25 protein-coding genes are annotated in these 24,769 nt (G+C 69.8%); 12 read left to right on the plus strand and 13 right to left on the minus strand.

From position 1 onward, the window contains the following. From CCN51_RS05680 to CCN51_RS05690, 3 genes are all read left to right on the plus strand, one after another. A partial coding sequence (locus tag CCN51_RS05680) for a substrate-binding domain-containing protein (protein WP_143675729.1) occupies window positions 1-482 on the plus strand: 482 nt, incomplete at its 5' end. A gap of 5 nt (window positions 483-487) precedes the next feature. Beyond that, window positions 488-1,270, plus strand: coding sequence for an ATP-binding cassette domain-containing protein (locus tag CCN51_RS05685; protein WP_014180339.1), 783 nt, complete (start codon window positions 488-490; stop codon window positions 1,268-1,270). Next, window positions 1,267-2,481 carry a sugar ABC transporter permease gene (locus CCN51_RS05690; RefSeq protein WP_014180338.1) on the plus strand — a complete coding sequence of 405 codons (1,215 nt, stop codon included), beginning with the start codon at window positions 1,267-1,269 and terminating at the stop codon, window positions 2,479-2,481. The genes CCN51_RS05685 and CCN51_RS05690 overlap by 4 nt, the downstream gene beginning before the upstream one ends. 67 nt (window positions 2,482-2,548) lie before the next feature. Here CCN51_RS05690 and CCN51_RS05695 read toward each other — a convergent pair whose 3' ends face one another. The 5 genes from CCN51_RS05695 to CCN51_RS05715 form a co-directional block, all read right to left on the minus strand. After that, window positions 2,549-3,043 (minus strand): inorganic diphosphatase, encoded by a 495-nt coding sequence (locus tag CCN51_RS05695; protein ID WP_014180337.1) that lies wholly within the window; start codon window positions 3,041-3,043, stop codon window positions 2,549-2,551. A 112-nt stretch (window positions 3,044-3,155) separates the two neighbouring features. Beyond that, a complete protein-coding gene (locus tag CCN51_RS05700) occupies window positions 3,156-3,971 on the minus strand; it encodes a carbon-nitrogen hydrolase family protein (protein ID WP_014180336.1) in 816 nt (271 codons plus the stop codon). A gap of 272 nt (window positions 3,972-4,243) precedes the next feature. Then, on the minus strand, window positions 4,244-4,693 hold the full coding sequence (locus CCN51_RS05705) for an SPW repeat protein (RefSeq protein ID WP_014180335.1): 450 nt from the start codon (window positions 4,691-4,693) through the stop codon (window positions 4,244-4,246). A gap of 160 nt (window positions 4,694-4,853) precedes the next feature. After that, window positions 4,854-5,765 carry a YwqG family protein gene (locus CCN51_RS05710; protein WP_014180334.1) on the minus strand — a complete coding sequence of 304 codons (912 nt, stop codon included), beginning with the start codon at window positions 5,763-5,765 and terminating at the stop codon, window positions 4,854-4,856. 59 nt (window positions 5,766-5,824) lie between these two features. After that, window positions 5,825-6,196: a 5-carboxymethyl-2-hydroxymuconate Delta-isomerase gene (locus CCN51_RS05715; RefSeq protein WP_014180333.1), complete on the minus strand. Its 372-nt coding sequence runs from the start codon at window positions 6,194-6,196 to the stop codon at window positions 5,825-5,827. A 359-nt stretch (window positions 6,197-6,555) separates the two neighbouring features. Here CCN51_RS05715 and CCN51_RS05725 point away from each other — a divergent pair, with 359 nt between their 5' ends. Beyond that, on the plus strand, window positions 6,556-7,158 hold the full coding sequence (locus tag CCN51_RS05725) for a winged helix-turn-helix domain-containing protein (RefSeq protein WP_043487774.1): 603 nt from the start codon (window positions 6,556-6,558) through the stop codon (window positions 7,156-7,158). Window positions 7,159-7,245: 87 nt separating this feature from the next. Here the strand turns inward: CCN51_RS05725 and CCN51_RS05730 are convergent, their stop codons facing one another. Continuing rightward, a complete protein-coding gene (locus CCN51_RS05730; RefSeq protein ID WP_014180330.1) occupies window positions 7,246-9,459 on the minus strand; it encodes an MMPL family transporter in 2,214 nt (737 codons plus the stop codon). 311 nt (window positions 9,460-9,770) lie between these two features. On the opposite strand from CCN51_RS05730, the gene CCN51_RS05735 reads away from it, so the two are divergent. The 3 genes from CCN51_RS05735 (at window position 9,771) to CCN51_RS05745 (ending at window position 13,838) form a co-directional block, all read left to right on the plus strand. Further along, window positions 9,771-11,054 carry a sensor histidine kinase gene (locus tag CCN51_RS05735; RefSeq protein WP_014180329.1) on the plus strand — a complete coding sequence of 428 codons (1,284 nt, stop codon included), beginning with the start codon at window positions 9,771-9,773 and terminating at the stop codon, window positions 11,052-11,054. A gap of 199 nt (window positions 11,055-11,253) precedes the next feature. Beyond that, window positions 11,254-12,678: a hypothetical protein gene (locus CCN51_RS05740; protein ID WP_014180328.1), complete on the plus strand. Its 1,425-nt coding sequence runs from the start codon at window positions 11,254-11,256 to the stop codon at window positions 12,676-12,678. Then, window positions 12,675-13,838 carry an ARPP-2 domain-containing protein gene (locus tag CCN51_RS05745; RefSeq protein WP_014180327.1) on the plus strand — a complete coding sequence of 388 codons (1,164 nt, stop codon included), beginning with the start codon at window positions 12,675-12,677 and terminating at the stop codon, window positions 13,836-13,838. The genes CCN51_RS05740 and CCN51_RS05745 overlap by 4 nt, the downstream gene beginning before the upstream one ends. A 16-nt stretch (window positions 13,839-13,854) precedes the next feature. Here CCN51_RS05745 and CCN51_RS05750 read toward each other — a convergent pair whose 3' ends face one another. Together CCN51_RS05750 and CCN51_RS54785 are read right to left on the minus strand one after the other, a co-directional pair. Further along, on the minus strand, window positions 13,855-15,993 hold the full coding sequence (locus CCN51_RS05750; RefSeq protein WP_238545487.1) for a DUF6571 family protein: 2,139 nt from the start codon (window positions 15,991-15,993) through the stop codon (window positions 13,855-13,857). A gap of 205 nt (window positions 15,994-16,198) precedes the next feature. Further along, the gene (locus CCN51_RS54785) at window positions 16,199-17,059 is read right to left on the minus strand and encodes a hypothetical protein (RefSeq protein WP_014180325.1); all 861 of its coding nucleotides are present in this window, start codon (window positions 17,057-17,059) and stop codon (window positions 16,199-16,201) included. 138 nt (window positions 17,060-17,197) lie between these two features. On the opposite strand from CCN51_RS54785, the gene CCN51_RS05760 reads away from it, so the two are divergent. The 3 genes from CCN51_RS05760 to CCN51_RS05770 are packed head-to-tail and all read left to right on the plus strand — an operon-like array spanning window position 17,198 to window position 18,644. After that, entirely contained in the window at window positions 17,198-17,536 is a 339-nt protein-coding gene (locus tag CCN51_RS05760; RefSeq protein ID WP_238545486.1) for a putative quinol monooxygenase, read from the plus strand. Window positions 17,537-17,562: 26 nt separating this feature from the next. Further along, window positions 17,563-18,261, plus strand: a complete 699-nt coding sequence (locus CCN51_RS05765; protein WP_143675730.1) for a hypothetical protein — start codon at window positions 17,563-17,565, stop codon at window positions 18,259-18,261. 29 nt (window positions 18,262-18,290) lie between these two features. Next, window positions 18,291-18,644, plus strand: coding sequence for a VOC family protein (locus CCN51_RS05770; RefSeq protein WP_014180322.1), 354 nt, complete (start codon window positions 18,291-18,293; stop codon window positions 18,642-18,644). 22 nt (window positions 18,645-18,666) lie between these two features. Here CCN51_RS05770 and CCN51_RS05775 read toward each other — a convergent pair whose 3' ends face one another. From CCN51_RS05775 to CCN51_RS59150, 4 genes are all read right to left on the minus strand, one after another. Beyond that, complete coding sequence (locus tag CCN51_RS05775) at window positions 18,667-20,070, minus strand: PT domain-containing protein (protein WP_106436446.1); 1,404 nt, start codon at window positions 20,068-20,070, stop codon at window positions 18,667-18,669. Between the two features lie 168 nt (window positions 20,071-20,238). Next, window positions 20,239-20,787: a TetR/AcrR family transcriptional regulator gene (locus CCN51_RS05780; protein ID WP_014180319.1), complete on the minus strand. Its 549-nt coding sequence runs from the start codon at window positions 20,785-20,787 to the stop codon at window positions 20,239-20,241. Further along, window positions 20,780-21,205 (minus strand): DUF4260 family protein, encoded by a 426-nt coding sequence (locus tag CCN51_RS05785; protein WP_014180318.1) that lies wholly within the window; start codon window positions 21,203-21,205, stop codon window positions 20,780-20,782. Before CCN51_RS05785 ends, CCN51_RS05780 begins: the two co-directional genes overlap by 8 nt. A gap of 90 nt (window positions 21,206-21,295) precedes the next feature. Beyond that, entirely contained in the window at window positions 21,296-21,430 is a 135-nt protein-coding gene (locus CCN51_RS59150; RefSeq protein ID WP_014180317.1) for a hypothetical protein, read from the minus strand. A gap of 18 nt (window positions 21,431-21,448) precedes the next feature. Here CCN51_RS59150 and CCN51_RS05790 point away from each other — a divergent pair, with 18 nt between their 5' ends. Then, on the plus strand, window positions 21,449-21,658 hold the full coding sequence (locus tag CCN51_RS05790) for a DUF397 domain-containing protein (protein WP_086859325.1): 210 nt from the start codon (window positions 21,449-21,451) through the stop codon (window positions 21,656-21,658). Between the two features lie 87 nt (window positions 21,659-21,745). Beyond that, window positions 21,746-22,405, plus strand: coding sequence for a LuxR C-terminal-related transcriptional regulator (locus CCN51_RS05795; RefSeq protein ID WP_014180316.1), 660 nt, complete (start codon window positions 21,746-21,748; stop codon window positions 22,403-22,405). Window positions 22,406-22,488: 83 nt separating this feature from the next. On the opposite strand, the gene CCN51_RS05800 is transcribed toward CCN51_RS05795, so the two are convergent. Continuing rightward, window positions 22,489-24,591: an outer membrane protein assembly factor BamB family protein gene (locus CCN51_RS05800; protein WP_014180315.1), complete on the minus strand. Its 2,103-nt coding sequence runs from the start codon at window positions 24,589-24,591 to the stop codon at window positions 22,489-22,491. Window positions 24,592-24,769: the final 178 nt, after the last annotated feature.

A 24,769-nucleotide genomic window follows, 5' to 3' on the forward strand; every position in this document is an offset into this window, starting at 1 on the left:
ACGACGCGGCCGGATGGCGCCCGGAGAACGCGTACGCCGACATGTCCGGCGCCATCGCCGCGCTCGGACCCCATCGCATCGACGGCGTCTACTCCGCCAACGACGGCCTCGCCTCCGGCGTCATCGCCGCCCTCAGGGCCAACTTCATCCGGCCGATCCCCCCGGTCACCGGCCAGGACGCCGAGCTCGCGGCCATCCAGCGGATCGTCGACGGTGAGCAGTACATGACCGTCTACAAGCCGTTCAAGCCCGAGGCGTACATGGCCGCCGAGATCGCCGTCGCCCTGGCCCATGGCGCGGGCCCCGGGCCCGTCGCCAGGGACCGGGTGAACGGCGACGTACCTGCCGTGCTGCTCCGCCCGATCCCGCTGACCGTGCACTCCATCAAGAAGACGGTGGTCAAGGACGGTATGTACACAATTGATCAGATCTGCACCCCGCAGTACCGGTCCGCCTGTGAGAGGGCCGGGCTCATGCCGTAGGGGAGATGGTGACCGTGCCGGGTCCGCTTCTGCTGGCGTTGCGCGGCGTCTCCAAGCGCTTCGGCGCCGTCCAGGCGCTCGCCGACGTCGATCTGGAGATCCACACCGGTGAGGTCGTCGCCCTGCTGGGCGACAACGGCGCCGGTAAGTCCACCCTCGTCAAGGTGATCGCCGGGGTCGGCCCCGCCGACCAGGGCGTCATCGAGTGGCAGGGCCACACCGTCCAGGTCAGGCGCCCCCACGACGCACAGAGCCTGGGCATCGCGACCGTCTACCAGGACCTGGCGCTGTGCGAGAACCTCGATGTCGTCGGCAATGTCTTCCTCGGCCGCGAGGTGCGCAGGCTCGGCATCCTCGACGAGGTGGAGATGGAGCGCCGCACCCGTGACCTGCTGAAAAGCCTGTCCATCCGCATCCCCGATGTGCGTGTCCCGGTGGCCACGCTCTCCGGCGGCCAGCGGCAGACCGTCGCGATCTCCCGCTCGCTGCTCGGCGAGCCCCGAATGCTGCTGCTCGACGAGCCCACGGCTTCGCTGGGTGTCGAGCAGACCGCACACGTCCTCGATCTGGTGGACCGGCTGCGCGACCACGGGCTCGGGGTGCTGCTGATCAGCCACAACATGGGCGATGTGAAGGCCGTGGCGGACCAGGCCGCGGTGTTGCGCCTGGGCCACAACAACGGCTTCTTCGATGTGATGACCACGTCCCAGGAACAGATCATCTCCTCCATCACCGGCGCCACCTCCCATGCCCGCCGTCCGCCCCGACCCGGGGAGGCGGGGCTGTGACCGGCCGCGCTCTGGTGCCCGGCCGGCGGCACGTCAAGGGCGTCCTGGACGACATACGGCGGCGGCTGAGCGAAGGGGAGCGGGGCGCGCTGCCGGTCGCCCTCGGCCTGATCGTGCTGTGGGCCGTCTTCGAGATCCTGAACGACAACTTCCTCTCCCCGCGCAATCTGTCCAACCTGAGCGTGGACATCGTGGGCACCGGCCTGATCGCCGTCGGCATCGTCTTCGTGCTGCTCATCGGGGAGATCGATCTGTCGGTCGGCTCGGTCGGCGGGCTGGCGGCGGCCGTCTTCGCCGTGCTGAACGTCAACCAGGGCCTGCCGGAATGGCTCGCCCTGGTCATGGCGGTGCTCCTGGGCTCGCTGATCGGGGCCCTGCACGGGTTCTTCTTCGCCAGATTCGGCGTACCGGCCGTCGTCGTCACCCTCGCCGGGCTGCTGGCCTGGAACGGCCTCACCCTCTACCTGCTCGGCCAGAGCGGCACCATCAACCTCGACAGCGACGGCCTGGTCGCCAAGTTGACCAGCTACTACTTCAACGACATCGCCGTCGCCTACAGCCTCGCCGCCCTCGGCCCGGCCGTCTTCTTCCTCGCCGCGTACCGCGACCGGCGGCGCCGCAAGGCCGCCGCGATGCCGTACCGGCCGCTGCACGAGATCGTGGTGCGCACCGCCGCGATCGCGGTGGTCGCGTTCGCGGCCGCCTATGTGCTCAACCAGTTCCAGGGCCTGCCGCTCGCTCTGCTGATCTTCGTGGTCCTGGTCGCCGCCCTGGATCTGCTGCTGCGCCGCACGCCCTACGGCCGCACGGTCTACGCGCTGGGCGGCGGCGTCGAGGCGGCCCGCCGAGCAGGGGTGCGGGTGACGTGGGTGCGGATCTCGGTCCTCATGGTGTCCGGCACGATGGCCGCGCTCGGCGGGCTGTTCCTGGCCTCGCGGATCACCTCGGTGAGCCAGCCCTCCGGCACCAGCATCCTCCTGCTGAACGCGCTCGCGGCGGCCGTGATCGGCGGTACGAGCCTGTTCGGCGGGCACGGCCGGACATGGAGCGCGCTGCTGGGCATCCTGGTCATCCAGTCGCTCTCCTCCGGAATGGCCCTGCTGAGCGTCGAGTCGGCCCTCCAGTTCATGATCACCGGCGGGGTGCTGCTGGCCGCGGTCGTCCTCGACTCGCTCGCCCGCCGCTCCCCGAATTCGCGGGGCCGGACCTGACGCTCGGTGGTCGGGCCTGACGCCCTGCGGCCGGGCCGGGCACCGTGACCGGGGCACCCCGGACGGCTCAGCCGTCCCGGGCCGACTCCGCCGCCCGGGCCCGTGAGGCCGCTATCTCCACGTACGCCTGGTCGCGGCCCTCCCAGTGGGAGCCCTCGACGGACTTGCCGGGTTCCAAGTCCTTGTAGACCTCGAAGAAATGGGTGATCTCCATCCGGTCGAACTCGGAAACATCGCCGATGTCCTGCACATCGGCGTAGCGCGGGTCGTGGGCGGGGACGCACAGGATCTTCTCGTCCGGGCCCTTCTCGTCGCTCATGCAGAACATCCCGATGGCCCGGCACTCGATGACACACCCGGGGAAGGTGGGCTCACCGACCGTGACCAGGGCGTCCAGCGGGTCGCCGTCGCGCCCCAGGGTGTGGTCGATATAGCCGTAGTCGGCCGGGTACTTGGTGGCGGTGAACAGCATCCGGTCCAGCCGGATCCGCCCCACCTCGAAGTCCATCTCGTACTTGTTGCGCGATCCCTCGGGGATCTCCACGACGACGTCGAACTCCATCGCGACCTCCTCCCCCGGTCACCCGCGTGCCCGGCGCGCGCTTCCAGTGTGCGCCGTGAGCGCCGTACGGGCAGCCCGTACGTCATACGTTCCGGACGTCATACGTTCCACGTCATACGTTCCGGCCGAGCCTCCGGTTGGCCAGGACGGACACCTTGCGCCGGACGGCCGTCACCTCGTCGGTGCTGATCTCCGCCACCAGCAGCCCGGGGGTCGCCCCCAGCCGCTGCCGCACGGTCCCGTCGGGGCCGACCACGGCGCTGTGGCCGATACCGGTGGGGGCCGTCGGGTCGGCCGCCATGGCCTCCAGGGTGCCGGTGGCCGCGGGGTCGGCCTGGCCCACGGCGGCCAGCCAGACGGTGGCGTCCAGCGCCCGCGCCCGGATCAGCAGCTCCCACTGCTCGCGCTTACCGGGCCCCGCGCCCCAGGAGGCGGGCAGGAGGGAGAGATGTGCGCCGGCGTCGGCGTGGGCCCGGAACAGCTCGGGGAAGCGCACGTCGTAGCAGGTGGCCAGGCCGATCCGGAGGCCCTGGAGGTCGAAGGTCACCACCTTGGATCCGGGCGCGACGGAGTCGGACTCCGCGTAGCCGAAGGCGTCATACAGATGGATCTTGTTGTACGAGGTCTCCACCCCGGGACCGGTGACCAGCAGGGTGTTGGCCACCCGGCCATCGCGCGCCGGGGTGAACATCCCCGCCACGACCACCAGACCGGTGTCCTTGGCGATCTGCCGCACCTCGGTGGCCCACGGCCCGTCCAGCGGCTCGGCGAGCGGCCCCAGCGGGGTGCCGAAGCACGCCATGGCGGCCTCGGGGAAGACGATCAAGCGGGCGTCGGCCGCGGCGGCGCGGTGTGCCTGCTCCCGAAGGACGGCAAGGTTCCGCTCCGGGCGCGGGCCGCTGACGATCTGGCTCAGTGCAATGCGCATGACGCGATCTGCCTCATTCCCTGTTCCCTGGACGTAGCCTCGAGTGGTCCCTACGGGTGTGTACGTGACGCCCCGGGGGTGCGCTCATTGTGCGGCCCGCACATCTCGGCCGTATCTTGAGGGCGCCACCCCTTCGATCCAAGGCGGGAACTGGCCGTTCGTCAGCGGAGAGACCTCAGATGACAGCCGTCGGCCGCATAACCCATGGGGTCATGCGGCCGTCGGCCCTCGTCAATTCACCTGCCGTTTCACCTGTCGGTTCACCTGTCGGTTCACACCTCGCGCGCCTCCCGGCCGGTGCGCATCAACACCCCCGCAGCGACCAGTCCGAGCACGCACGTGATGGCGCCGACAACGACGTTGTTCCAGATCATTCCGGCGTCGGGGAACCGTGTGACCACCCAGGGAGAGATGATCATCCATACACCGATCGCGGACATCGCCCAGCACAGGCTGTACATCCGGCGCGGCGCCGTGGTCAGGCCGACGCCCAGCAGGGCCACGCTGATGCCCAGGATGAGGTTGTTGACCGTGAGGTCGGGGCGGGTGCCCGAGAAGTGGACCACCCAGGGAGAGATGGCGAAGTAGAGACCGGCCAGGAGCACCGGCCCATCGACGAAGACAACATCCCTCGCGCCGAGCATGCGTGCGTAGCGCTCGCGCATCTCGGTGACATCGGGGTGGCGCGTGATATCGCTCCTGTGGCGTGAGACGTCGGCCATACGACTCGCCTCCTTCGATCCATGCAAGTCTGACCGCGCAGTGCGGCGCTATGCCGCACCACCATTGTGCGCCTCGCCTTGATTTATAGGTAGATGTCTGTTTGAGCGGCAAGGACGTGGTTATACCCGCGAAGCAGCCGGTTCAGGTTCAGGCTCAGGTTCAGCTGGAGTCGGACCGGTGGTCGTACGGCATCTTTGGACAGCGCGAGCAGATAAACACGTACACGCCGCCCATATCGCCGATCATCAGCCCCGGGGCCCGCTGCACGGCTTTCCGCTGCTCGTAGGGGAGGTCCCGGATCTCTCCCCCCGGCGGCCGGTCCTCGACGGGCAGCCAGGTCTTCGCGGACCCGCCGTCGAACTCCGCGCTGTCGACGGTGAGCAGATGGTCCATCCGGCGCCCGCAGTCCGGGCAGCCGGGCCAGTCCGGCTCCTGGGTCCAGTTGGGATAGCCGCCCACCTTGACGCCGGGGGCGACCGACAGCGCGTACCAGTACGACCAGCCGCTCTGCTCCTTCAGCCGGTCAAACCGCTCCTGGAGATCCTGGGACAGCTCCTCGGGCAGATCCCACCGCGGATACTCCACGATCCGCTCGGGGTGCACCACGCACGGCTCCGGCAGACAGGTGTGCGGGGCGTCCGCCGGGCGGGGCGGGTCCGCGAGTACGTCGCCCACCTCGCCCGAGGCGCGCCAGCTCAGTTCGGGCCAGGGTGCGTAGTAGCGCTCGTGGTCGTACGGGCACCACAGCAGCTGGAGCAGATCCGTCCCGGGCGGGAACGGCAGATCGGGCACATCGGCCGCGTACAGCTGGAGCACGGGCACGAGCGGGACGGGGTCCTCGGACGGGTTGCTCAGACGGGTGACCGGGTGGTCGTCCGCGCAGTGCGGCCACCGCTCGGCCGACGGCCACAGCAGCGGCCCGCCGACCGAGCTGTCGCGGACGCCGGGCTCGCCGCGGCGCGGATGCAGCCGGGTCGCCTCGCGCCGGAAGGGGACGAGCTCGGGGAACAGCGCCTCGACGTCCACCGGCCGCGGAGGGGTCGTCCGGGTCGTACGGGTCGTCCGGGTCACGCGGAGCCTCCGGCGCGGTCGGGATGCTGGTGCCCGACCCTAACCTGATCAGGACCTGATCAGGCCGGGAAGACCTGCTCGTCCTTGGCGTACCAGGCGCGGTCGAGGTCGGTCACATTCACGGTGGTCTGCACGGTCAGCCCCGGGACCGGTGCCAGATGGGCGCGCGCGACCTCCAGCACGGCGCCGGACAGCTCCCGCTTGGTCTCGGCGTCCCGGCCGGACAGGATCGCCACCTCTATGTGGATCATGGCGTGGTGCGGTGCGCCGTCGGCCAGAACGGCGTCCTCCACCCGGCGGAACCGGGTCTTGCAGCCCGCGACCTGCGTATCGACGGTCTTGGCGACGACGGGGTGCAGGGCGAGGCCGAAGGCGCGCCGGTCGAAGGCATCGGTCAGGGTGTCGGAGTACTCGACGACGATGTGCGGCATGGGGAACGAGCTCCTAACGGGGTCGTGGCGGGTCCGCGCTCGCGCGAACCCGTTACGTGGGCATCGTCGCACTACGCCACCGGGGCGAGCGCCGGGGGCCGGTCGTCTGCTTCAATATGCCTATGGTCAGCCTCCATAACGCCGCGACGGGTCCCCTCGACCTCGAGCCGTTCTGGCCGTCCCGGCAGGCGCACCACTTCGACCGCGAGTGTTGCCGCGCATCGCATGCGCGGGCCTGCTCGCTCGGCCGCTGACGTCCTTCGACCACTCAGCCGCCCTGCTCCCGGGTGATCCCCGGCGGCCCAGCCCGCGCGCACGACGTCCACCGACGCCCCTTGAGCGCGAAAGAGCCGAATCCCATGACGAACGTCCGTAGTCTGTCCGCTTCTTCCACCTCCGCCTCCCCGGCCGCCACTCCCGGCCGTCATCCGCACCCTCCCTCCCCTCCGCACCGACAGCGGCTGCGTGCCGTCGCGCCCGACGAGGTGCCGCCGGTCGCCGAGCTGCTGCATCCCGGCGCCACCTGGCTGCCCGCCCCCGCACATACGCTGCCCTCGCTCCCCGGGCAGCCGCCGATGGTCGGCTATCTCGTGCTCGTCCCGGCCGCCGACACCACGGCGGCGGGCCAGCCCGCGGCGGGCGGGCAGACCGGGGATCGTGGCGCGGTCACGAGCGACGATCTCGTACGGATCGACCCCGACCAGCGCAGCGCTCATGTCGCCGGGCGGCCGCTCGATCTGACGTATCTGGAGTTCGAGCTGCTGGCCCATCTCGTGGCGCATCCGCACCGGGTGCACACCCGCGACCAGCTGGTGACCACGGTGTGGGGGTACGGCCATGTCGGCGACGGGCGGACCGTGGACGTCCATGTCGCCCGGCTGCGGCGGAAGATGGGCTCCGAGCACCGGGGCACGATCGTGACGGTCCGCCGGGTCGGCTACAAGTACGTACCGACCGCCTGAGGCCCCCGACGCCACAACACGAAGCCCGCCGCGCCGGGTCAGGCGACTTACGGCCTGATCCGGCGCGGCGGGCTGGTGTTCGCGGGGTCAGCGGCCGATGGACACCGGCGGCTGGTGGCTCTGCGCCGCGGGCGGCAGCGGCTCCTCGCCGTGCCCGCCGTGGTCGAGGCGCGGCAGCCAGGACAGCGCCCGCGGCAGGTACCAGTTGCGCTCCCCGAGCAGCGCCATCACCGAGGGCAGCAGCACCATCCGGACGAGCGTGGCGTCCACCAGTACCGCGACCGCGAGGCCGATGCCCATCTGCTGCATGTCCTGCATCTGCAGCAGGGCGAAGACCGCGAACACCGCGACCATGATGGCGGCCGCACCGGTGATCGAGCCCGCCGTGGACCGGATGCCGTCGCGGATCGCCTCCCGGGTGGCGAGGCCCCGCTCGTGCGCCTCACGAATCCGGGAGACCACGAAGACGTGGTAGTCCATCGAAAGACCGAAGAGGATCACCAGGACGAACAGCGGCATCCAGGACTCGACCGCCCCGGCCGGCTCCATGCCCAGCGTCTCCGCGCCCCAGCCGTGCTGGAAGACGGCGGTCATCGTGCCGTACGCGGCCCCGACCGACAGCAGGTTGAGCAGGATCGCCGTGATGGCGATCGGCAGCGACCGGAAGCAGACCAGCATCAGCAGGAAGGTCACGGCCGCGATGAACAGGAGCACCGGAAGGAAGCCGTCGGCGAGCTGGTCGTTGAAGTCGACGTTCGCGGCCGTCTCGCCGCCCACGTACGCCTTGTCCGAGACCGGGCCGAGGACCTGCGGGACGAGGTCGTCCTTCAGGGTGCTCAGCGCGTGCTTGGAGGCGTCGTCGGAGCCGTTTCCTGCCAGCGGCACCTCGATGCGCGCCACGTCCTTGTCCTTGTGCAGCTCGACCTTGACGGTCTTGCCGAACTCGCCCGCGGCGGCGAGCTTCTTCTTCAGGTCGGCCACCGCGCCCTGGAAGCGGGGTGAGGAGACGTCGTCGGCCCGTACGATCACCTCGGCCGGGGCGGGGCCGCCGGGGAAGGCGCCGGTGATCTCCTTGAAGGCCACCGTCAGCTTCGAGTCCTTGCCGAACTGCTTCTCCATGCCGAGCTGTTCGGTCTTCATCCCCAGCGCGGGGGCGCACAGGGCCAGCAGCACCGCGCCGGCGAGGACCGCGAACAGGCCCGGCTTGGCCAGCACCGGCTTCATCAGCCGGCCGGAGATACCGCCGCTGGCGTGCACGCCCTTCCTGCCGCGGCGGTTGAGGAGCGGCACCCGTCCGGCGTCGATCCGGTCGCCGAGCCAGGACAGCATCGCGGGCAGCACCGTCACCGAGCCGAGCATCGCGGTGAAGACGACCAGGATGGTGGCGACCGCGAAGCCCTTGAAGAGCAGCAGACCCGACAGGAACATGCCCGACATGGCCAGCATGACCGTGATACCGGAGACCAGCACCGCCCGTCCGCTAGTCGCCGCGGCGATGCGCAGCGCGGTCTCGGCGTCCCGGCCCGCGGCCCGCTCGTCGCGCTCGCGGCGCAGGTAGAACAGGCAGTAGTCGACGCCGACGGCCAGCCCCACCAGGAACATCACGGACTGGGTGCTGGAGAACATCGGCAGCTTGTGGCTGGCCAGCGCGAGCAGGCCGAAGGTGCCGATGCAGGCGGTCACCCCGAGGAACACCGGCAGCAGCGCGGCGACCAGGGCGCCGAAGACCACCAGCAGGATGCCCAGCGCCAGGGGCACGGCCGTGAGTTCGGCCGTCTTCAGGTCGCCGGAGAGGATGGCGTCCAGGCTGTGCGCGAAGCTGGCGTCGCCGACCTCGTACGCCTGGACGCCCTCATGGGCCGCCTCGGTCTGCTTCACCGCGTCGAGCACCGGCTCGATCCGCTCCCCCGCGGTGTCCGCGTCGCCCTTCATCTCAAAGCTGATCAGCCCCTCCCGGCCGCTCTCGGAGCGCACCGGCGGCTGGACCCGCACCGCCTCGCCGGTCTTCTCCAGCCGCGCCGTAAGGTCGCCCGCCGCATCCCGCCAGCCGTCCGGCTCGGCGCTGCGCAGCATCACCATCTCGCCGGCGGGGGCCTTGAGCCCGGCGTCCTCCAGGATCTTCTCGGCGCGCGCCGAGTCGCCGGTGCCGCCTTCGGAGTTGGTCATCTCGTTGATGCCGGACATGCCGCCGATGACTGCGACGACCACGACGAACAGCAGCCAACCGAAGATCGCGGTCTTGCGGTGTCGGGTGCTCCACCCGCCGAGCCGTACGGCGAGGCCCTGCCTCGTTGCGCTCATCGCGTCTCCCCCCGGGAGGTGTGAGTCCTGAACGGAACAGACAGGACTGAACGGACTGAAAGGACTGTTGAGGTCACGTCATCGACGCTAGAAAACGGCGGGCTCGCGCCCCAGCCGCACAAGCCCCCAATCCGCTGAAGCAAAAGGAGAGTCCTGGGGGTGGGGCTAGGTATACCCCGGGACGGGGGCAGGGCAGAGTGACCGGGGCGGGCGGGTCCGCCAGACTTGAACCGTCCGGCCGTGGGGAGCGTCCCGCGCCGGGCGCGGGCCCCGGCGCGGGTCCCGCGGAAGCGGCGTCAGGGAGATATCCGATGAAGGTAGGCAAGGCGCTGGTGGCCGCCGCCCGGGGGCTGGTGCTCGCGATCGCCTCGCTGGCCGGGTCGATCACGCTGTTCGTCCTGGCGGTGCTGTCCCTGGCCTTCATCCCGCTGGGTGTGGGGGTGCTCACCACCCCGCCCCTGTTCGCTCTCGTGCGCGCGCATGCCAATCAGCGACGGCTGCTGGGCGCCCGCTGGTCCGGCGTCGAGATCCCGCTGCCGTACCGCGCCCTGCCTCCCGATCTGCGCGGCGGGCTCGTGGGCATGGTGGAGCGCTGCTCCCTGCTGCTGAGGGACCCTGCGACCTGGCGTGATCTGTTGTGGCTGGTCATCGACATGACCGCCGGGGCCGTCGTGGCGCTGCTGGCGTGCGCCCCGATGCCGTACGGGCTGGAGGGCTGGGTGCTGGCGCTGGGCACCTGGGGGCCGATCGTGGACGGGACGGGGACCTATTGGTACGGGTTCGTCCCGGTCACCTCCCAGGCCACCGCGAATTACGCCGCTCTGCTGGGCTGTGGCCTCATCGTCCTGGGCGTCTTCACCTCCCCCGTTCTGCTGCGCGCCCATTTCCTGGTCGGCCGGGCCTTTCTCGCGCCCACACCGCGGATGACGCTCGCCGAGCGGGTCCATCACCTCACCGAGACCCGGCACGACGCGGTCGACACCTCCGCCGCCGAGCTGCGCCGTATCGAGCGCGATCTGCACGACGGCGCGCAGGCCCGGCTGGTCGCCATGGGCATGAGCCTGGGCACCGTCGAGGCGCTGATGGAGAAGGACCCGGCCAAGGCCAAGGAGCTGCTCGCGGCGGCCCGCGCCAGCTCCGCCGAGGCGCTGGCCGAGCTGCGCGACCTGGTCCGCGGCATCCATCCGCCGGTGCTGGCCGAGCGGGGCCTGGGCGATGCCGTGCGGGCCCTGGCGCTGCGGATGCCGCTGTCCGTGGAGGTGGAGGTGGACCTCCCGGGGCGGACCGACGAACCGGTCGAGACGGCGGCGTACTTCGCGATCAGCGAGCTTTTGACAAACGCGGCCAAGCACTCCGGCGCCGACCGGGTGTGGATCGACATCCACCACGACAGCGACGACGGCGCCCTGCGTATCGCGGTGACCGACGACGGGGAGGGTGGGGCTTCCAAGGCGGATGGCTCGGGGCTGAGCGGGGTGCAGCGGCGGCTGGGCGCCTTCGACGGGGTGATGGCGATCAGCAGCCCGGTCGGCGGGCCGACGATGGCGACGATCGAGATACCCTGTCGGCTCTCCGCCCAGCGCCCCACCGTCTGAGGAGTCGCTGCCTGAACCCGTTGCTGCCTGAGGGAGCCGGAAACCGGGGGGCGGAGCGTACGACGCGGGTGTTAGCGTGCGACAGTCGGCCGCGGGACTTCGGTGCGACTTCCGGAACCCGCCTGTTAAGCGATGATTCGCAGCTCGTGCCCCCATTCCCCGGCCGACACCCGCACACCTTGCCGCCAGGAGACCCGAGATGGAGAACCAGACCGACCTCGTGGCGGCCGAGGACCTGCTGCTGTTCGTCAACGCGGCGATCACCTCGACCGGACAGCGGGAGTTCCGCTCGGGCGAATGGCAGCAGCGCATGTCGCTGGACTTCCTGCATGCGTATGTGCTCGGCAACTACCGGGAGCTGTACGCGGCGACGCTCGCGCTGGACATCAACCACCACAACGCGGCGCTGATCGTGCGCAGGCTGCTGGAGACCGCCGCCGAGGCGTCGCCCGAGCAGCGCCGCACCGAGGGGCGGCTGATCGCCGGGCGGCTGGCCCTGCTTCCGCCGCAGCGGGTGTACCGGCTCTTCCGCGAGCTGCGCCGGGCCGGGGTCAACAACCGTCGCACCCGGGCCATCATGCGGGACTGGCTGGCGGCCCGCCCCGATCCGGCGCTCGACGCGGTCAAGTACCGCGCCGGGGTCAAGGCGGTCGCCCGCCATGCCCATCTGCCGCTCGACACCGAGATGGGCCTCTTCCTCTTCGCGCCGCACACCCGCAAGGCCGGTTTCGCCACCCCGCTGTTCGAGTCCTGGCGCCGCGCCCACTACACCCAGAGCGCGCTGTACGAGCTGCCGTACACCGTGGCCGAGGGGTTCGCGGTCAAGCACGGCATCGCCCGGGGCGCCTTCCTGGAGCGGATCGCCCCGCGGCTGACCCGGCTGGAGCGGCTGCGACTCCAGGGGTCGGCCCGTGAGCACCGGGCGGACGCGGTGGTCGGCGACCTGGCCACCATGCCCCTGACCCGGCTGGCGAGCTATGTCCTCTCCCTCCCCCTGGACGACCGGGTCCGCCGCCGCGAGGAGCTGACCGCCGCGCTGCGGGCGGCCGCGCGGCGCACCGCGGGCCCGCGCGCGGGCAGTTGGGGCCGGGTGGCCGCGGTGCTGGACGACAGCTTCTCGGCCTTTGGCTCGGCGCAGAAGCGGCGCCGCCCGCTGGCGGTGGCGCTGGGCTGCCACTTTCTGCTGGAGGCGCTGGCGAGCGAGTTGATCCCGCTGTGGCTGTCCGGCCGCACCGACGCACTGCTGATGTATCCGCTGGGTCCGACACCACTGGGCGCCCGTGTTCTGGACGCGCTGGAGCACCGGCCGGACCGGCTCGTCATCGTCTCCGACGGCTGGGACAACGCGCCGCCCGGTCTGGCCGGCGAGGTGCTGCGAATATGGCGCACCCGTCTGGACCCCCAGGGCCGCACCAGCGTGGTCCACCTCAACCCGGTGTACGACGCGGAGGACTTCGACGTGCGGCGGCTGGCGCGGGAGGTGCCGACCGTCGGGGTGCGGGACGCGGAGGACCTTCCGGCCCTGGTGGAGCTCGCCCAGTTCGCGGAGGGCCGCACCCGCGCGGCCGAGCTGTGGACACATGTGGACGCCCGTGTACGGCGGTTTCTGGAGGTGGAGGGGTGAGCCAGGACACGACGCTCGTGGCGCTCACGGGCCTGACGGCACTGCCGTCCCAGGTGTGGGGCGCGATCCGTCTTGTACCGCTGGTGCGGGAGGAGCCGATCACCGACCTGCGGCTGGACGACCGGCTGTACGGCGATGACTTCGCGGCCGTGGCGGTCGACCGGCGCACCGCGTACTGCTCGTACATCCCGCACGGCTACGTGGCGAACTGGACCGACGACGGCACCCCCGCGTCCTCGTACGGCACCCAGCTGCGGCGGGACGCCGACGGACCGCGCCCCGCGTGCGTTCCGCTGCGCTTCCACCGCCGGATGGCTCGCCGTGTCGACAAGAACCGGGTGCGTTTTCTCCCCCTCCACCTGGCCCTGGAGGGCTATCTGGCGCTGCACTTCGGCGGCCCCGCGGTGGTATGGGAGGAGTGGTCGCACCGGGCGGTCAGCCGCGGTCTGTCGCCGCGGGTCGAGCAGGCGTATGCCGGGGCCGAGGTGGAGGGGTTGCGCGACGCGCTGCGGGTCTTCGAGATCCACCCCGGTCAGTGCGGGGTCATGGTCTACGCGGCCGACGCCCTGGCCGCCGCCTTTGTGGTGCCGCACCCCGACGACTACCGCGCCCTGCACCCCTCCCTCGTCCTGGACCTCTTCGGGGAGCTGATCCACCACTACACCACGCTGCACGGCCCGGTCCCGGAGTTCCGGGCCCGGATCCGCGACGGCGCGGTGGGCTCGCTGGCCGAGCTGCGGGCGGAGGCTGCCCGGCATCAGCGGGAGTGGGCGGAGTTCCACGACCACACCATGGCGGGCGGGCTGCTCGACGAGTCGTACACCCTCCAGCGCGTCCGCACGATGGGGCCCTTCGCCCTGTCCCGTTTTCTGCCGCCGTTTCATCGCAACACCGAGCAGCACATCGGCGAGACCATCACCCACGCGGACGGCCGCCTGGCCTATCTCAAGACCTTCCGCCTCTCCGAGGCCCAGACCCGGCGCGGCCATCTGCTCACCCTCCTCGCCGCCCACGACTGGCACTTCGGCGCGACCGCCGACGCCCTGCGGGTGAGCCGCGACCAGCTCGCCACTCGTGTGGAGCACGCGGGGTTCGGCGCGCTGCTGCGCCAGGACATACGCGACCACTACCGCGCGGCGGCGCGCCGCGCGGCCACATGAGACCGGTGGCCGGCCACTAGAACCCCGGCCGGCCCAGGGCCTGAAGCGCCTCCCGCCGCGCGCTGTCGTGGCGTTCCTGCCCGGAGCCGACGAGGGTCCTGGTCAGGCCGCTGTCGGCGTCCTCGCCGTGTTCCTTGCTCCAGCCAACGACGAGGGCGTCCACCTGCCGCTGCCCGACGTCGAACGTCTTCATGTTGTCCAGCATCGCCGAGTGGCTTGCCTGGGCGACCTGGTCCTTGCCCCATTCGTACATGCCCACGTAGAGGATGGATTGGACCACGTTGCCGAGGACCGGCACGGCGGCAGGCGACGACGGAACGAAGTTGAACGCGACTGCGGGGATGGTGAAGGCGGCCGTCCGGACGTCCGAGGCCCACTGCACCGCCTTGTCCCTCTTGTCGAAGGCGATATCGGAGCTGACCCCGTCGTAGAAGCCGAAGGCGGAGGATGCCGCGTTGATGGCGGCGGTGCGGTCGTTCGGGTGCTTGAAGTCGGTTCCGGCCAGCGTCTGCGCCGCGTACTGCCGCTCGGCGGTGTACATCCCGGCGTAGGCGGCGGGGTCCTCCGACACACCGCGCATGATGCGGGACAGCTCCTCGGGGGACACCGCCATACGGACCGTGCCGTCGTCCTTCCACACCCCGTCGCCGTCCGCGTTGACCTTGTAGTTCTCGTTGGTGCGGGACAGGATCTCGTGGGTGTCGGCCGTGTAGTCCATGAGCATATGGCCCAGGCTCGACCGCAGGTTGGAGGGCATCTCGTCGCCCTTCCAGTCCTTGTTGAGGAGCTTGATGGTGTCGTGCATGACCCGCGCCTCGGCCTCGGTGTGCCCGCCCAGCGGATGCTCGGTACCCGGCACATTGCCGGTGGCGGCCGCCTCCAGCGCCGCGCCCAGGCCCAGGCGGTTCGCCGGGTCGTCCTGGCTGGCGCTGCCGTAGCCGGTGGCGGTCTCCCACACGGGCCAGTCACGGTCCTGCAGCAGATACTTCAGGCGCTCGTTCCCGCCGTCCGCCCCGGGGTCGAGATAGGACGTCGCGACGTCGGGCTGCTTGCCCATGATCCCGAGCAGGGTGTCGAGCGGGTCGCCCGTGTAGTCCCGGTGGCCCGCGTTCAGCTGCTTCCACCGGCCGGTCCCGAAATCGTCCTTCTGCTCCACGGCGATGATGTCGTCGGCGACATCGGTCAGGAATTGCTTCCCGTAATTCTTGCCGTGCGTCATCAGATCGGCGAACGACTGATAGCCGGTGAGCGGGTTCAGCTTCTTGTCGAAGTTCTCGTCGCCGACCTTGCGCAGGCCCTCGCGCCACTTCTTGTAGAAGGGGTCGGAGGGAGACTTGGTGGCCGTGGCGATCGAGGTCGCCACGCCTTCCTGGAGAGCGGTGAAGTCCTTCTTGTCATCGCCCTTGCCGAGGCTGTGGAACTTGTTGTTCAGCTCGATGACACCCTTGGGGCCCATGCCCGCCAGGAAGGTCTGACTGAACGCCTTGTCGTGCTCGTTGTCCCGGAACAGCCGCTGGAACTCGGCCATCTCCTTGCCGCTGAGCTTGTCGCCGGAGTTGAGCTTGGTCGCGAGCTCCTGGGCCTCCTTGGCCTCGACCTTCTCGATGTCGCCTTCCGCCTCGCCGTTGAACCCGTTGACGACGCCGTCGATGGGGTTGGGATCCTGCACCGCCGCCTTCAGCGCGAGCTTCACGCCCTGGTCGGCGTCATCGACCGCTTTGACCGCCGCCGCGATGTGTTCGGTCCACGACTGCTCGATCCGGTGCAGGTCCGGATCGTGCCGCGCGGCATTGGCCTCCGTCTCGCTCGCCTTCGAGAAGTCGTAACTCGCGATTCCGGCGTCCGAGACCTTCATTCCGGCCTTCACCGCGTCCGCCACCGCGGACTTCACCTTCCCGCGCAATTCCACGAACTGGTGGTGGGCGTCGGTCAGCAGTGAGGCAACGGCCTTCGCCTCCTTCTGAGCGGCGGTGAATTGCCCGTCCGTGACATCCATCGTGTCCTTGGCGACGAAATTCGCCTGACCGTGCCAGCTTCCGTCAGTGCCTACCGACTGGACATCCCTCCGGTAGACCTTCTGAGCCTCCGAGAACTGCTTCGCGGCCTCCTTCCATTGCCCAGCGGCGGTCTCCAGGTACGACAGATCAGCTGTCATGACCTGGTGATACGTGAGCACGGTTTCCCCCATGGCTGAGCGGCAGCGGTACGTAGGTCGAACCGCGACAGTACCTCTGACCTGGCGGAACGGGCCGATTTCTCGGCCCAGTTCATGATGTCGAAAGAAATCTTTCACAAGGAAAGGGAGAATCGGGTACCATCCACCACGGCATCTTTGTGACCCGACTCACCCATGACCTACGTCACGATGATTTCGGGACCTCCACCCGTACCTCCTTGCGGAGATCAGCGGCAATCTTGGCGGACTCGTCGAGCGTCAAGCTCTTCGTCCCCTCGTGCGGCACCACCACGGCCACCGTGTCGTAGTCGGCCCATGCGCACAGCGCCAGCGTGTTGGGCTCATCCGGGTCCGGCTCCTCCTTCGCCTTGATGGCCTGACACTTCATGACGCCGTTCTCGAAGCCCTCGGGCGACTTGGTCTCCGGACTGCCCACCACCAGGGCGTCACTGTCCCCACTGCCCGCCGTCTCGGCCTTCTTCTTCAGGTTGCTGAAGAACGCGTCGACTGACTTCTCCGGGTCCTTCACGTCCCCGTAGGCGCCCACCATCTCGAGTTTCTTCGCGTCACCGGAGGTGGCCCAGTCCGCGTTCACTCCCGTACCCGCCGTCAGGCCGAACACCCGCGCATCCTCGGCGTCCAGAGGTCGCGCCGTGCTGTCGCCTCCGTCACTCGTGTATTCGCCGAGCACGGTCCGGGGTGCGGTGAGCCTGTAGTCCTTGCCGTCGTCGGTCAGCTTCCCGTCGTCGCCGCCCCCCAGCAGCACGACACCCCCGACGATCGCCCCGATCACGACCACGGCGCCGATCACCAGGCCCGTCGTCTTGCCCTTGCCGCCGCCGCTCTGCGGCTGCTGGGGATAGCCGTAGCCGGGCTGCGGTGCGGCGTACGGGCCGCCGCCCTGGGCATACGGATTCGGGGCCGGGCTGGGGATCCCCTGCGCGTACGGATTCGGGACCCCCTGCGGGGGCTGGCCGGGCGGCGGGCCCGGCGGCTGTGCCGGAGGCGGGCCGTACGGTCCTGGCGGCGGCTGGTTGTGGCTCATGCGCGGTGAACTCTCCCCCATGACAGATGGCTTGAACAGGCGTCATACAACGGGACGCGACAAGGAGTGTGCCGGGTTCCGCATACGGCCGCCACCTGACTTGACCTTCACACCCGTGTCAGACTTTAGCGTTGCCCCATGACGACGACCATGACACCCACACCGACGGCCACGCAGACGCCTCTCTCCCTCTACGGCTTCCTGCGCCCGAAGCCGGAGCGCGCCGACGAGATCAGACAGCTCCTGTCCTCCCTCGTGGAACCCACCCGCCAGGAAGAGGGCAACCTCCAGTACCACCTCCACGAACACGAGGACGGCCGGCTCTTCCTCTACGAGGTCTGGCGCACCCAGGAAGACCTCGACCGCCACAACGCCCGCCCGCCGCTGCGCGACTTCCTGGCCAATCTGCTGGACTACCTGGAAGAACTCCCCGAGGGCTACTTCAACACCATGATCAGCGACTACCCGCAACCATAGGGGCGGCGGTCGCGTCCGCTTTGACGATGAACGAAAGAAAACGCCCCGCCGGAGTGGTTCCCTGGGCCGTGGCGGCGGGCACGGTCGCCTGGGGCCTGGCGGGGAGCTGGCGCGCCGAGCATATGCGCAACTACCCGTGGAACGTCTGGACGCCGATCGGCTATGGCGCGGCCAAAGGGGTCGTACTGGGGCTCCTGGCGGGCTGGTGCGCGGTCTGGTTCCTGCGGCTCGGGAAATCGTCCACGCAGCCCGGCGGCAGCCGGGCCCGATTGGCGGGCCTCGCCTTCACCGGCGGCCTGCTGGCCGGCATCACCCCCGGCACGATCCGCGACTTCACGGGCCCGCCCCAGCCCCGCACCCTCTACTACTTCGACGAGCCGAGACCCGACGCCGAGTGGTACTGGCAGCCCCTGCTCTCCGAATGGCTGACCTACACCGTCCTCCCCGCCCTCGGCTGCGCCCTCGCCCTGACAGCCGCCGCCCTGCTCGCCGCCCGCTCGTCCCGCCGTGACGCCCTCGGCTGGGCGGTACTGGCCACCGTCGGCGTGGGTCTCCTGCTGCTCCCCCACTACGCGACCGCCGGACTGCCCCAGGCGGAGGGCAATGGCGACCACGTCAACGAATCCGCCACTGCGGCGATGGCCGTCTGGGGTACGGGTCTCGTGGTGCTGGTCGGCTCCCTGGTGTTGCGGAGGAGAATGAGGCGAGCGGCCAGCACCGCGTGAAGTCGCCTGCCAGAAAAGGGGAACTGTCGATGACCATCCGCCGCGTGATGCCGATCGTCCACTCCGAGGACGACGACATGGAGCAGAACCGGGACTTCTACGGCCGGCTGGGCTTCGAGGAGGTCATGAACCACGGCTGGATCATGACCCTCGCCTCCCCCACCACCCCGGCGGCCCAGGTCAGCTTTATGACGAACGACAAGACCGCACCGGTCTCCCCCGACATCAGCGTCGAGGTGGACGACGTCGACGCGGCGTACGAGGCGATGCGCGACGCCGGCGCGGAGATCGTCCACCCTCTCCAGGACGAGGAGTGGGGCGTCCGCCGCTTCTTCGTCCGCGACCCCAACGGCCGCGTGGTCAACGTCCTGGGCCACCGCTGACACTCCACCGCACCGCGCACGCTCAGTCAGTGATGTACCAGTTGTCCTTCATGTACTCCAGGGTGCTGGTCCCGATCTCGTTTTCGGAGAAGGTGACAGAGGCCTTGACCGCATCGGCCGGCACGTCGAACTTGTCGGGGCTTCGTACGACGACCTTCTGCGGGTCGACCGTCGCTGTCTGCAGAGCCTTCTTCTGCGTAGGCGAGATCATCTGGAACGTGACGAGGAACGTGGATGTGCACGGACCGAACCCCTGGTCCTCCGCCTGCTTCGCCGCGGGCCCCGCCACCTCGCAGACCGTCTTGATGTCCTCCCGGCCGACAGCGTGCAGATACTCCTCGTACCGCCGGATCGCCCCCTCCTTCGTCCTGGGCGCGGCCTGGTCCGTGGGCTGGTCCGTGGGCTGGCCTGTGGGCTGATTCGTGGGCTGGTCCTCGGGCTGGTCCTTGGGCGGATCCGTCGGCGGCTTGTCGGCGGACCCACAACTGTCGTTGGTGAAAATGCCCGACAGCAGACGCCCCGGGCGCGGGCCCATCGGCCCGTTGAATCCGCTCACATGCTGCTGCGAACCCCACCACCCGGCGTACCCCCACCACGGCTCGCGGTTGACAGGGCGGGCGTGCTCCCAGGTACGCCACTGGGCGCCGCCCTTCGAGGGCCGATCGAGCGTGCCGTTCACCCACTGGTTCTTGTCGGTCGGATAGGAGCCGTGTGAACCACGCGCCGAGTACACCGTCGGATGCCCGTCCTGCGGATCCAGTTCCGACCACTTCACACTGCACGTATCCTTGCCGTGCTTCGCGAAGGTCACCGCCTCCGGCTTGCCGTCGCGCAATTGGACCGCGACGCGCTCCCAGTCGCCCTCGTGCCGGTTGCCCGGGGTCAGGTTGTTGTAGGCGTAGAAGAACCAGTAGACGTACGCCGCGCGCTTCGGGTCGGTCTTGTGGTTGTGGTACTCCCAGTAGACCGGCGCGTCAGTGCCCTCGCCCTTCCGCACCTCCTCCGGCGGGTCGAGATAGAAACCGCCGTCGGCCTCGGTCGAGGTGTGCCACTTGTCCCCGTGTCCAGGGCAGGACACCGGCTTGGACGAGGACTTCCCCGGCTGCACGTCCGCGTGCTTGTAGGGACTGTCCTTGCTCCCCAACCGCCGCGGGTCGGGCGGATCGGCCACCGGTCCCTCGTCACGGCAGAAGCCGTCGTGGTCGAAGCGCAGTGCGGACCGCCCGATGAACCGCGTCGCGTCCATCGGCAACAGCGACTCCCCCTTGGCCAGCCGCACCAACGGCGCGAACCGCGCGGCCTCGGCCGCGGACCCCTTCGAAGGCTCCGCCCCCGTCCACTCCTTCTCCTTCTCCGGCCCGCACGCCACCAGCGCCACCGAAAGCGACACCGCCACGCCCACCATCGCCCGCATCCGAGCCCTCACCCGGTCCCCCTTTGGTCGCCCACCAGCAGCCAGCAGCACGTCAGGAGGACATCACGCGGAATCCGAGCAAACGGTTCCCGGCGCGGCGTTGACGACGCGCGAGCATCGGCGGCGCGAGGGCGAACCACACCGCCTTGCCGGTGACGCCCGAGCCCCACACGGTGGCCCTCAGCAGTCGGCCGTCGCCGGCTGGAACGCGGCCGCGCCCGTTTCCCACGCCTTGGTCAGGTCGGCACCGTCCGGGAAGCGGCCGTTGAGCTGGAGGACGACCATGCCGTGGGCGAACGCCCAGGCAGCGCGGGCAAGATCCTCGTCACCACCGCAGGCGCGGAAAAGAGGCGCGGCGGCGCGGTACTCCAGACCGGGCGGAAGCGCGGCGCGCGGGAGAGGGCGCTCAGTGGTGAGCCGGTAAAGGTGCGGGTGGGCCAGGGCATGCCGGCGGTAGGCCTCGGCAAGAGCCGGTACGGACCCCGGATCGGCGGCCTCGGCGGCCTCCAGTACCTCGGCGGTCTCCCACAGCGACAGGGCGATCAGCTCCGACTCCACCGCCGCCTTGTCGGGGAAGTGCTTGTAGAGGGAGGGGGCCTTGATGCCGAGGCGGTCGCCGAGCCGGCGCATGGTGAGCGCTTCCGGACCCTCCTCCTCGAGCAGCGCCCGGGCGGCGCTCACGATGTCCCGGGCGCGCGGGGTGAGCCGGTCGGTGAATGGGTCAGCCACGCTGGAGGCCCTCCTTGGTGCGCGGTCCGTAGCCGAAAGCCCGATCGTACGAAATGTGGGCCATCCAGCCGCAGAGTGCCGCGAAGGCAGGCGCCCAGGCGAACGGACCGAACGTATAGAGCACCATCAGGGCCAGCGGGACCAGCGGATAGTGGACGGCGTTGTAGTACGGGACCACGCGCGGGAGGAGCCGCCCCCGGGCGAGCCCGGCGGACGCGGCCTCACGGACACCGATCAGCATCGTCAGGTCGGGGGCGAGCAGGAAGGCGAAGGCGAGCAGACCGGCGACCCAGCCGTGGTTGACCGCCTCCAGTACGGCGAAGGCGGACCAGAACAAGGCGCCGCCGAACCACGCGGCACGACGGACCACGGCGAGCGTGCGGCGCGGGGCGGGAGTGACAGGGGTCGTGGCGCTCATGGGTGAGCCTCCTTCGCGATGCACGGGCTAACGTCGTTAGCCATAAAGGTAAGGCTAACGGCGTTAGCCGTCAAGGGCGGCGCCCCGCGCTCAGCCGCGCCGCTCCTCAGCCTTCGGCGGCGCGAGGGCGAACCACACCGCCTTGCCGGTGACGCCCGCGTCCTTGTCGGTGTAGTCGACCACGCCCCAGTCGTCCGAACACGACTCGACGAGCGCCTGCCGCACATCGAGAAGTCGCTCTACCTGGGGGACGGGTCTCAGCTCACGTGGCGGAAGTCGAGCTTCAGCGAGGGTCACACGGACACGTGCGTGGAGATCGCAGCAGACTCAGCCGGCATGCCGCACCTGCGGGAGAGCGATGACCCCCACACCGTAATAACCACCACCCCCACCACCCTCCGCGCACTCCTCCGCACCATAAAAACCGGCTCCCTGGACCGTCCGGGCCGCTGATAACCCCCCGCTCACCTCACAGCGGTACATTCGTCGGATTCGGTCAAGTCCCCCACCCCAGGGGCCCGACGAAGTCTTGGAGCCGCCGTGCGCGTTGTCCTCGCCGAAGACCTCTTCCTCCTGCGGGACGGTCTGGTCCGGATGCTGGAGGCCTACGACTTCGAGATCGCGGCGGCCGTGGACACCGGGCCCGATCTGACCCGCGCGCTCGCCGAGCTGAAGCCGGACGTCGCCGTCGTGGACGTACGGCTGCCGCCGTCGTTCACGGATGAGGGGCTGCAGTGCGCGCTGGCGGCGCGGCGGGCGCGGCCGGGGTTGCCGGTGTTGGTGTTGTCGCAGCATGTGGAGCAGTTGTACGCGCGGGAGCTGCTGGCCGACGGGAGCGGTGGGGTGGGGTATCTGCTCAAGGACCGGGTGTTCGACGCGGACCAGTTCATCGACGCGGTGCGGCGGGTCGCGGCGGGCGGGACGGCGATGGATCCGCAGGTGATCTCGCAGCTGCTGACGCGGCGGTCGCAGGACAAGCCGATGGGGAATCTGACGCCGCGCGAGCGGGAGGTGATGGAGCTGATGGCGCAGGGGCGGTCCAACGCGGCCATCGCCGCACAGCTGTTCGTCACCGAGCGGGCGGTCGCCAAGCACACCTCGAATATCTTCGGGAAGCTCGGTCTGCCGCCGTCCGATGACGACAACCGCCGGGTGCTGGCCGTGCTGGCCTATCTCGACCGGGGGCATGCGCGGGATTAGCCTCGTGCTTTCACGAGGCCGACTGTCCGACAACCTGGCCACGAAAGATCGAGGCCAACCACCGAAGCGGGCAGTGGAGAGGGCTATGCCGGGCTGTCCTTGATGGTGGCGTTCAGGGCGTACACGTTACGGTCCTGACTGCCGACATACACGACACCGTCAACCACTGCCGGTGTTGATTGGACCCTGTAGCCGGTGGCGTAGGCCCATTTCTTGTTCCCGGTTGCCGCGTCCAAGGCGTACACGTTGTTGTCGAAGCTGCCTATGTACACCACTCCGTCGACCACCGTCGGCGACGACCTGATCAGGTCGCCGGTGGGAAACTCCCACTTCTTGTCCCCGGTGGCCGCATCCAGCGCGAACACTTCGCCGTCAGAGCTGCCGCTTTCGACAACGTAGTTGTAACCGCCGGTGTACACCACCCCGTCGACCACCGCGGGCGATGAATCGAATTCGCGGTCGAGGCGAAACTCCCACTTCTTGTCCCCGGTGGCCGCATCCAGGGCGAACACGCTGCCGCCGGAGCCGTCCTTGTCGGCGTCGTAGCTGCCGCTGCCGATGTACACCACCCCCTCGACGACCGTCGGCGACCTGAAGGATTTGCGGTCGGGGCGAAACTCCCACTTCTTGTCCCCGGTGGCCGCATCCAAGGCGTACACCGCGTCGTAGCTGCCTACATACACCACTCCGTCGACCACCGCCGGAGTCGAGTAGAAATCATTGTCGCCGACGGTGTAGGCCCATTTCTTGTCCCCCGTGGCCGCGTCCAGGGCGAAAACGTCACTGTTGCCGCTTACGTACACCACTCCGTCGACCACCGTCGGCGCCTCATCGATCATGTCGCCGGTGGCGTAGGCCCATTTCCGTTTCCCGGTGGCCGCGTCCAGGGCGTACATGCTGTTGTCGTGGCTGCCTACATACACCACCCCATCGACCACCGTCGGCGCCGCTTCGACCATGCCGCCAGTGGGGTAGGCCCATTTCTTGTCTCCCGTGGCCGCATCCAGGGCATACACGTTCTTGTCGGCGCTGCCGATGTACACGACCCCGTCGACCACCGTCGGCGACGACGAGACCGCCTTGCCGGTGGTGAATCGCCACCGGAGCCGCGGGTCGGGGGTGTTGTCGTCGGACAGGGTGAGGGCGGCGGCAGTACCGACCCCGACGACGACGGCGGCTCCGATGCCGAGCCGCAGCGCTGCGCGGCGGCTGATGCGCCCCGCCGGAGTCGGCGTGCCCGCGGCCGGCACCTGCTCGGGCTCCGACATGTGGGCGGTGCCGGGTCCGGCGACGGTGAGTGGGGCCGTGGTGGTGACGGTTTTGGTGCCGGTGCCCGTGCCGGGCAGGTGGGTTCCGGTCCCGGGGGTCGTGGGTGTGGCGGAGAGTTCGCGGAGGCGTTGGCAGACCTCGGCTGCCGACGCGGGGCGGTGGTCGGGGTCCTTGGCGAGAAGGGCCATGACGAGGTCGTCCAGGGCGGCGGGGATCCCAGGCCGAGCCCGGCCCGGTGGCTTGGGGGTTGTGTTCAGGTGGGCGGCCATCATCGCGGCGGCTTCGGTGGTCTGGAAGGGGGTGCTTCCGGTGAGGAGTTCGTGGAGCACGCAGCCCAGGGAGTAGAGGTCGGAGCGAGCGTCTGCGGGGAGGTCGCCGAAGCGCTCGGGGGGCATATAGGCAAGCGTGCCGATGACCTTGCTCGACTTGTGTGTGGACGCGATGTACCGGGCGATACCGAAGTCGAGGACCTTGACCTGATCGTCCGGGGTGAGCATGAGGTTCGCCGGTTTCAGGTCCCGGTGCACGACCCCGGCCGCGTGGGCGGCCTGCAGCGCCGCAGCGGTCTGTGCCGCCCAGTCCACCGCGGCAGGCACCTGAGGCGGGCCGTCCTCGCGGAGCACCGTGTCCAGGTCCCGGCCGGTGACGAACTCCATCACCAGATAGAGGGTGCCGTCGTCGGGGTCCTGCCCCAGGTCGAAGACCGTCACCACGCCCGGGTGGTTCAGACTGCCGGCGGTTCGAGCCTCGCGGAAGAACAGCTCCGCACTGGAGGTGTCCCGCCGGTCGTGCGGCAGCAGCTTGACCGCGACGCGACGCTGGATCACACGATCGCGGCCCTCCCAGACCTCCCCCATACCGCCCCGGCCGACGAACGCGACCAACTCGTAACGGCCGCCCAGAACCCGCGAAGCCACCCGTACCCCCGTTTAGATGCCCGTCAAGCCACACGCGTCACGCCTGACCCGCCGTCGCGGGATCACTCCGACGTTCCCACACCCGCCACCCACCGGCAACAACCGTGTCGCGTGGCCGCGCGAGGTGCAGCGCTTCGGCTCGCCGGAGCCGGCCGCGGGCCCTGGCCGCCGGGCGGCC

Origin of the sequence: Streptomyces milbemycinicus (genome assembly GCF_002154605.1) — a bacterium.
Lineage (GTDB): Bacteria > Actinomycetota > Actinomycetes > Streptomycetales > Streptomycetaceae > Streptomyces > Streptomyces milbemycinicus.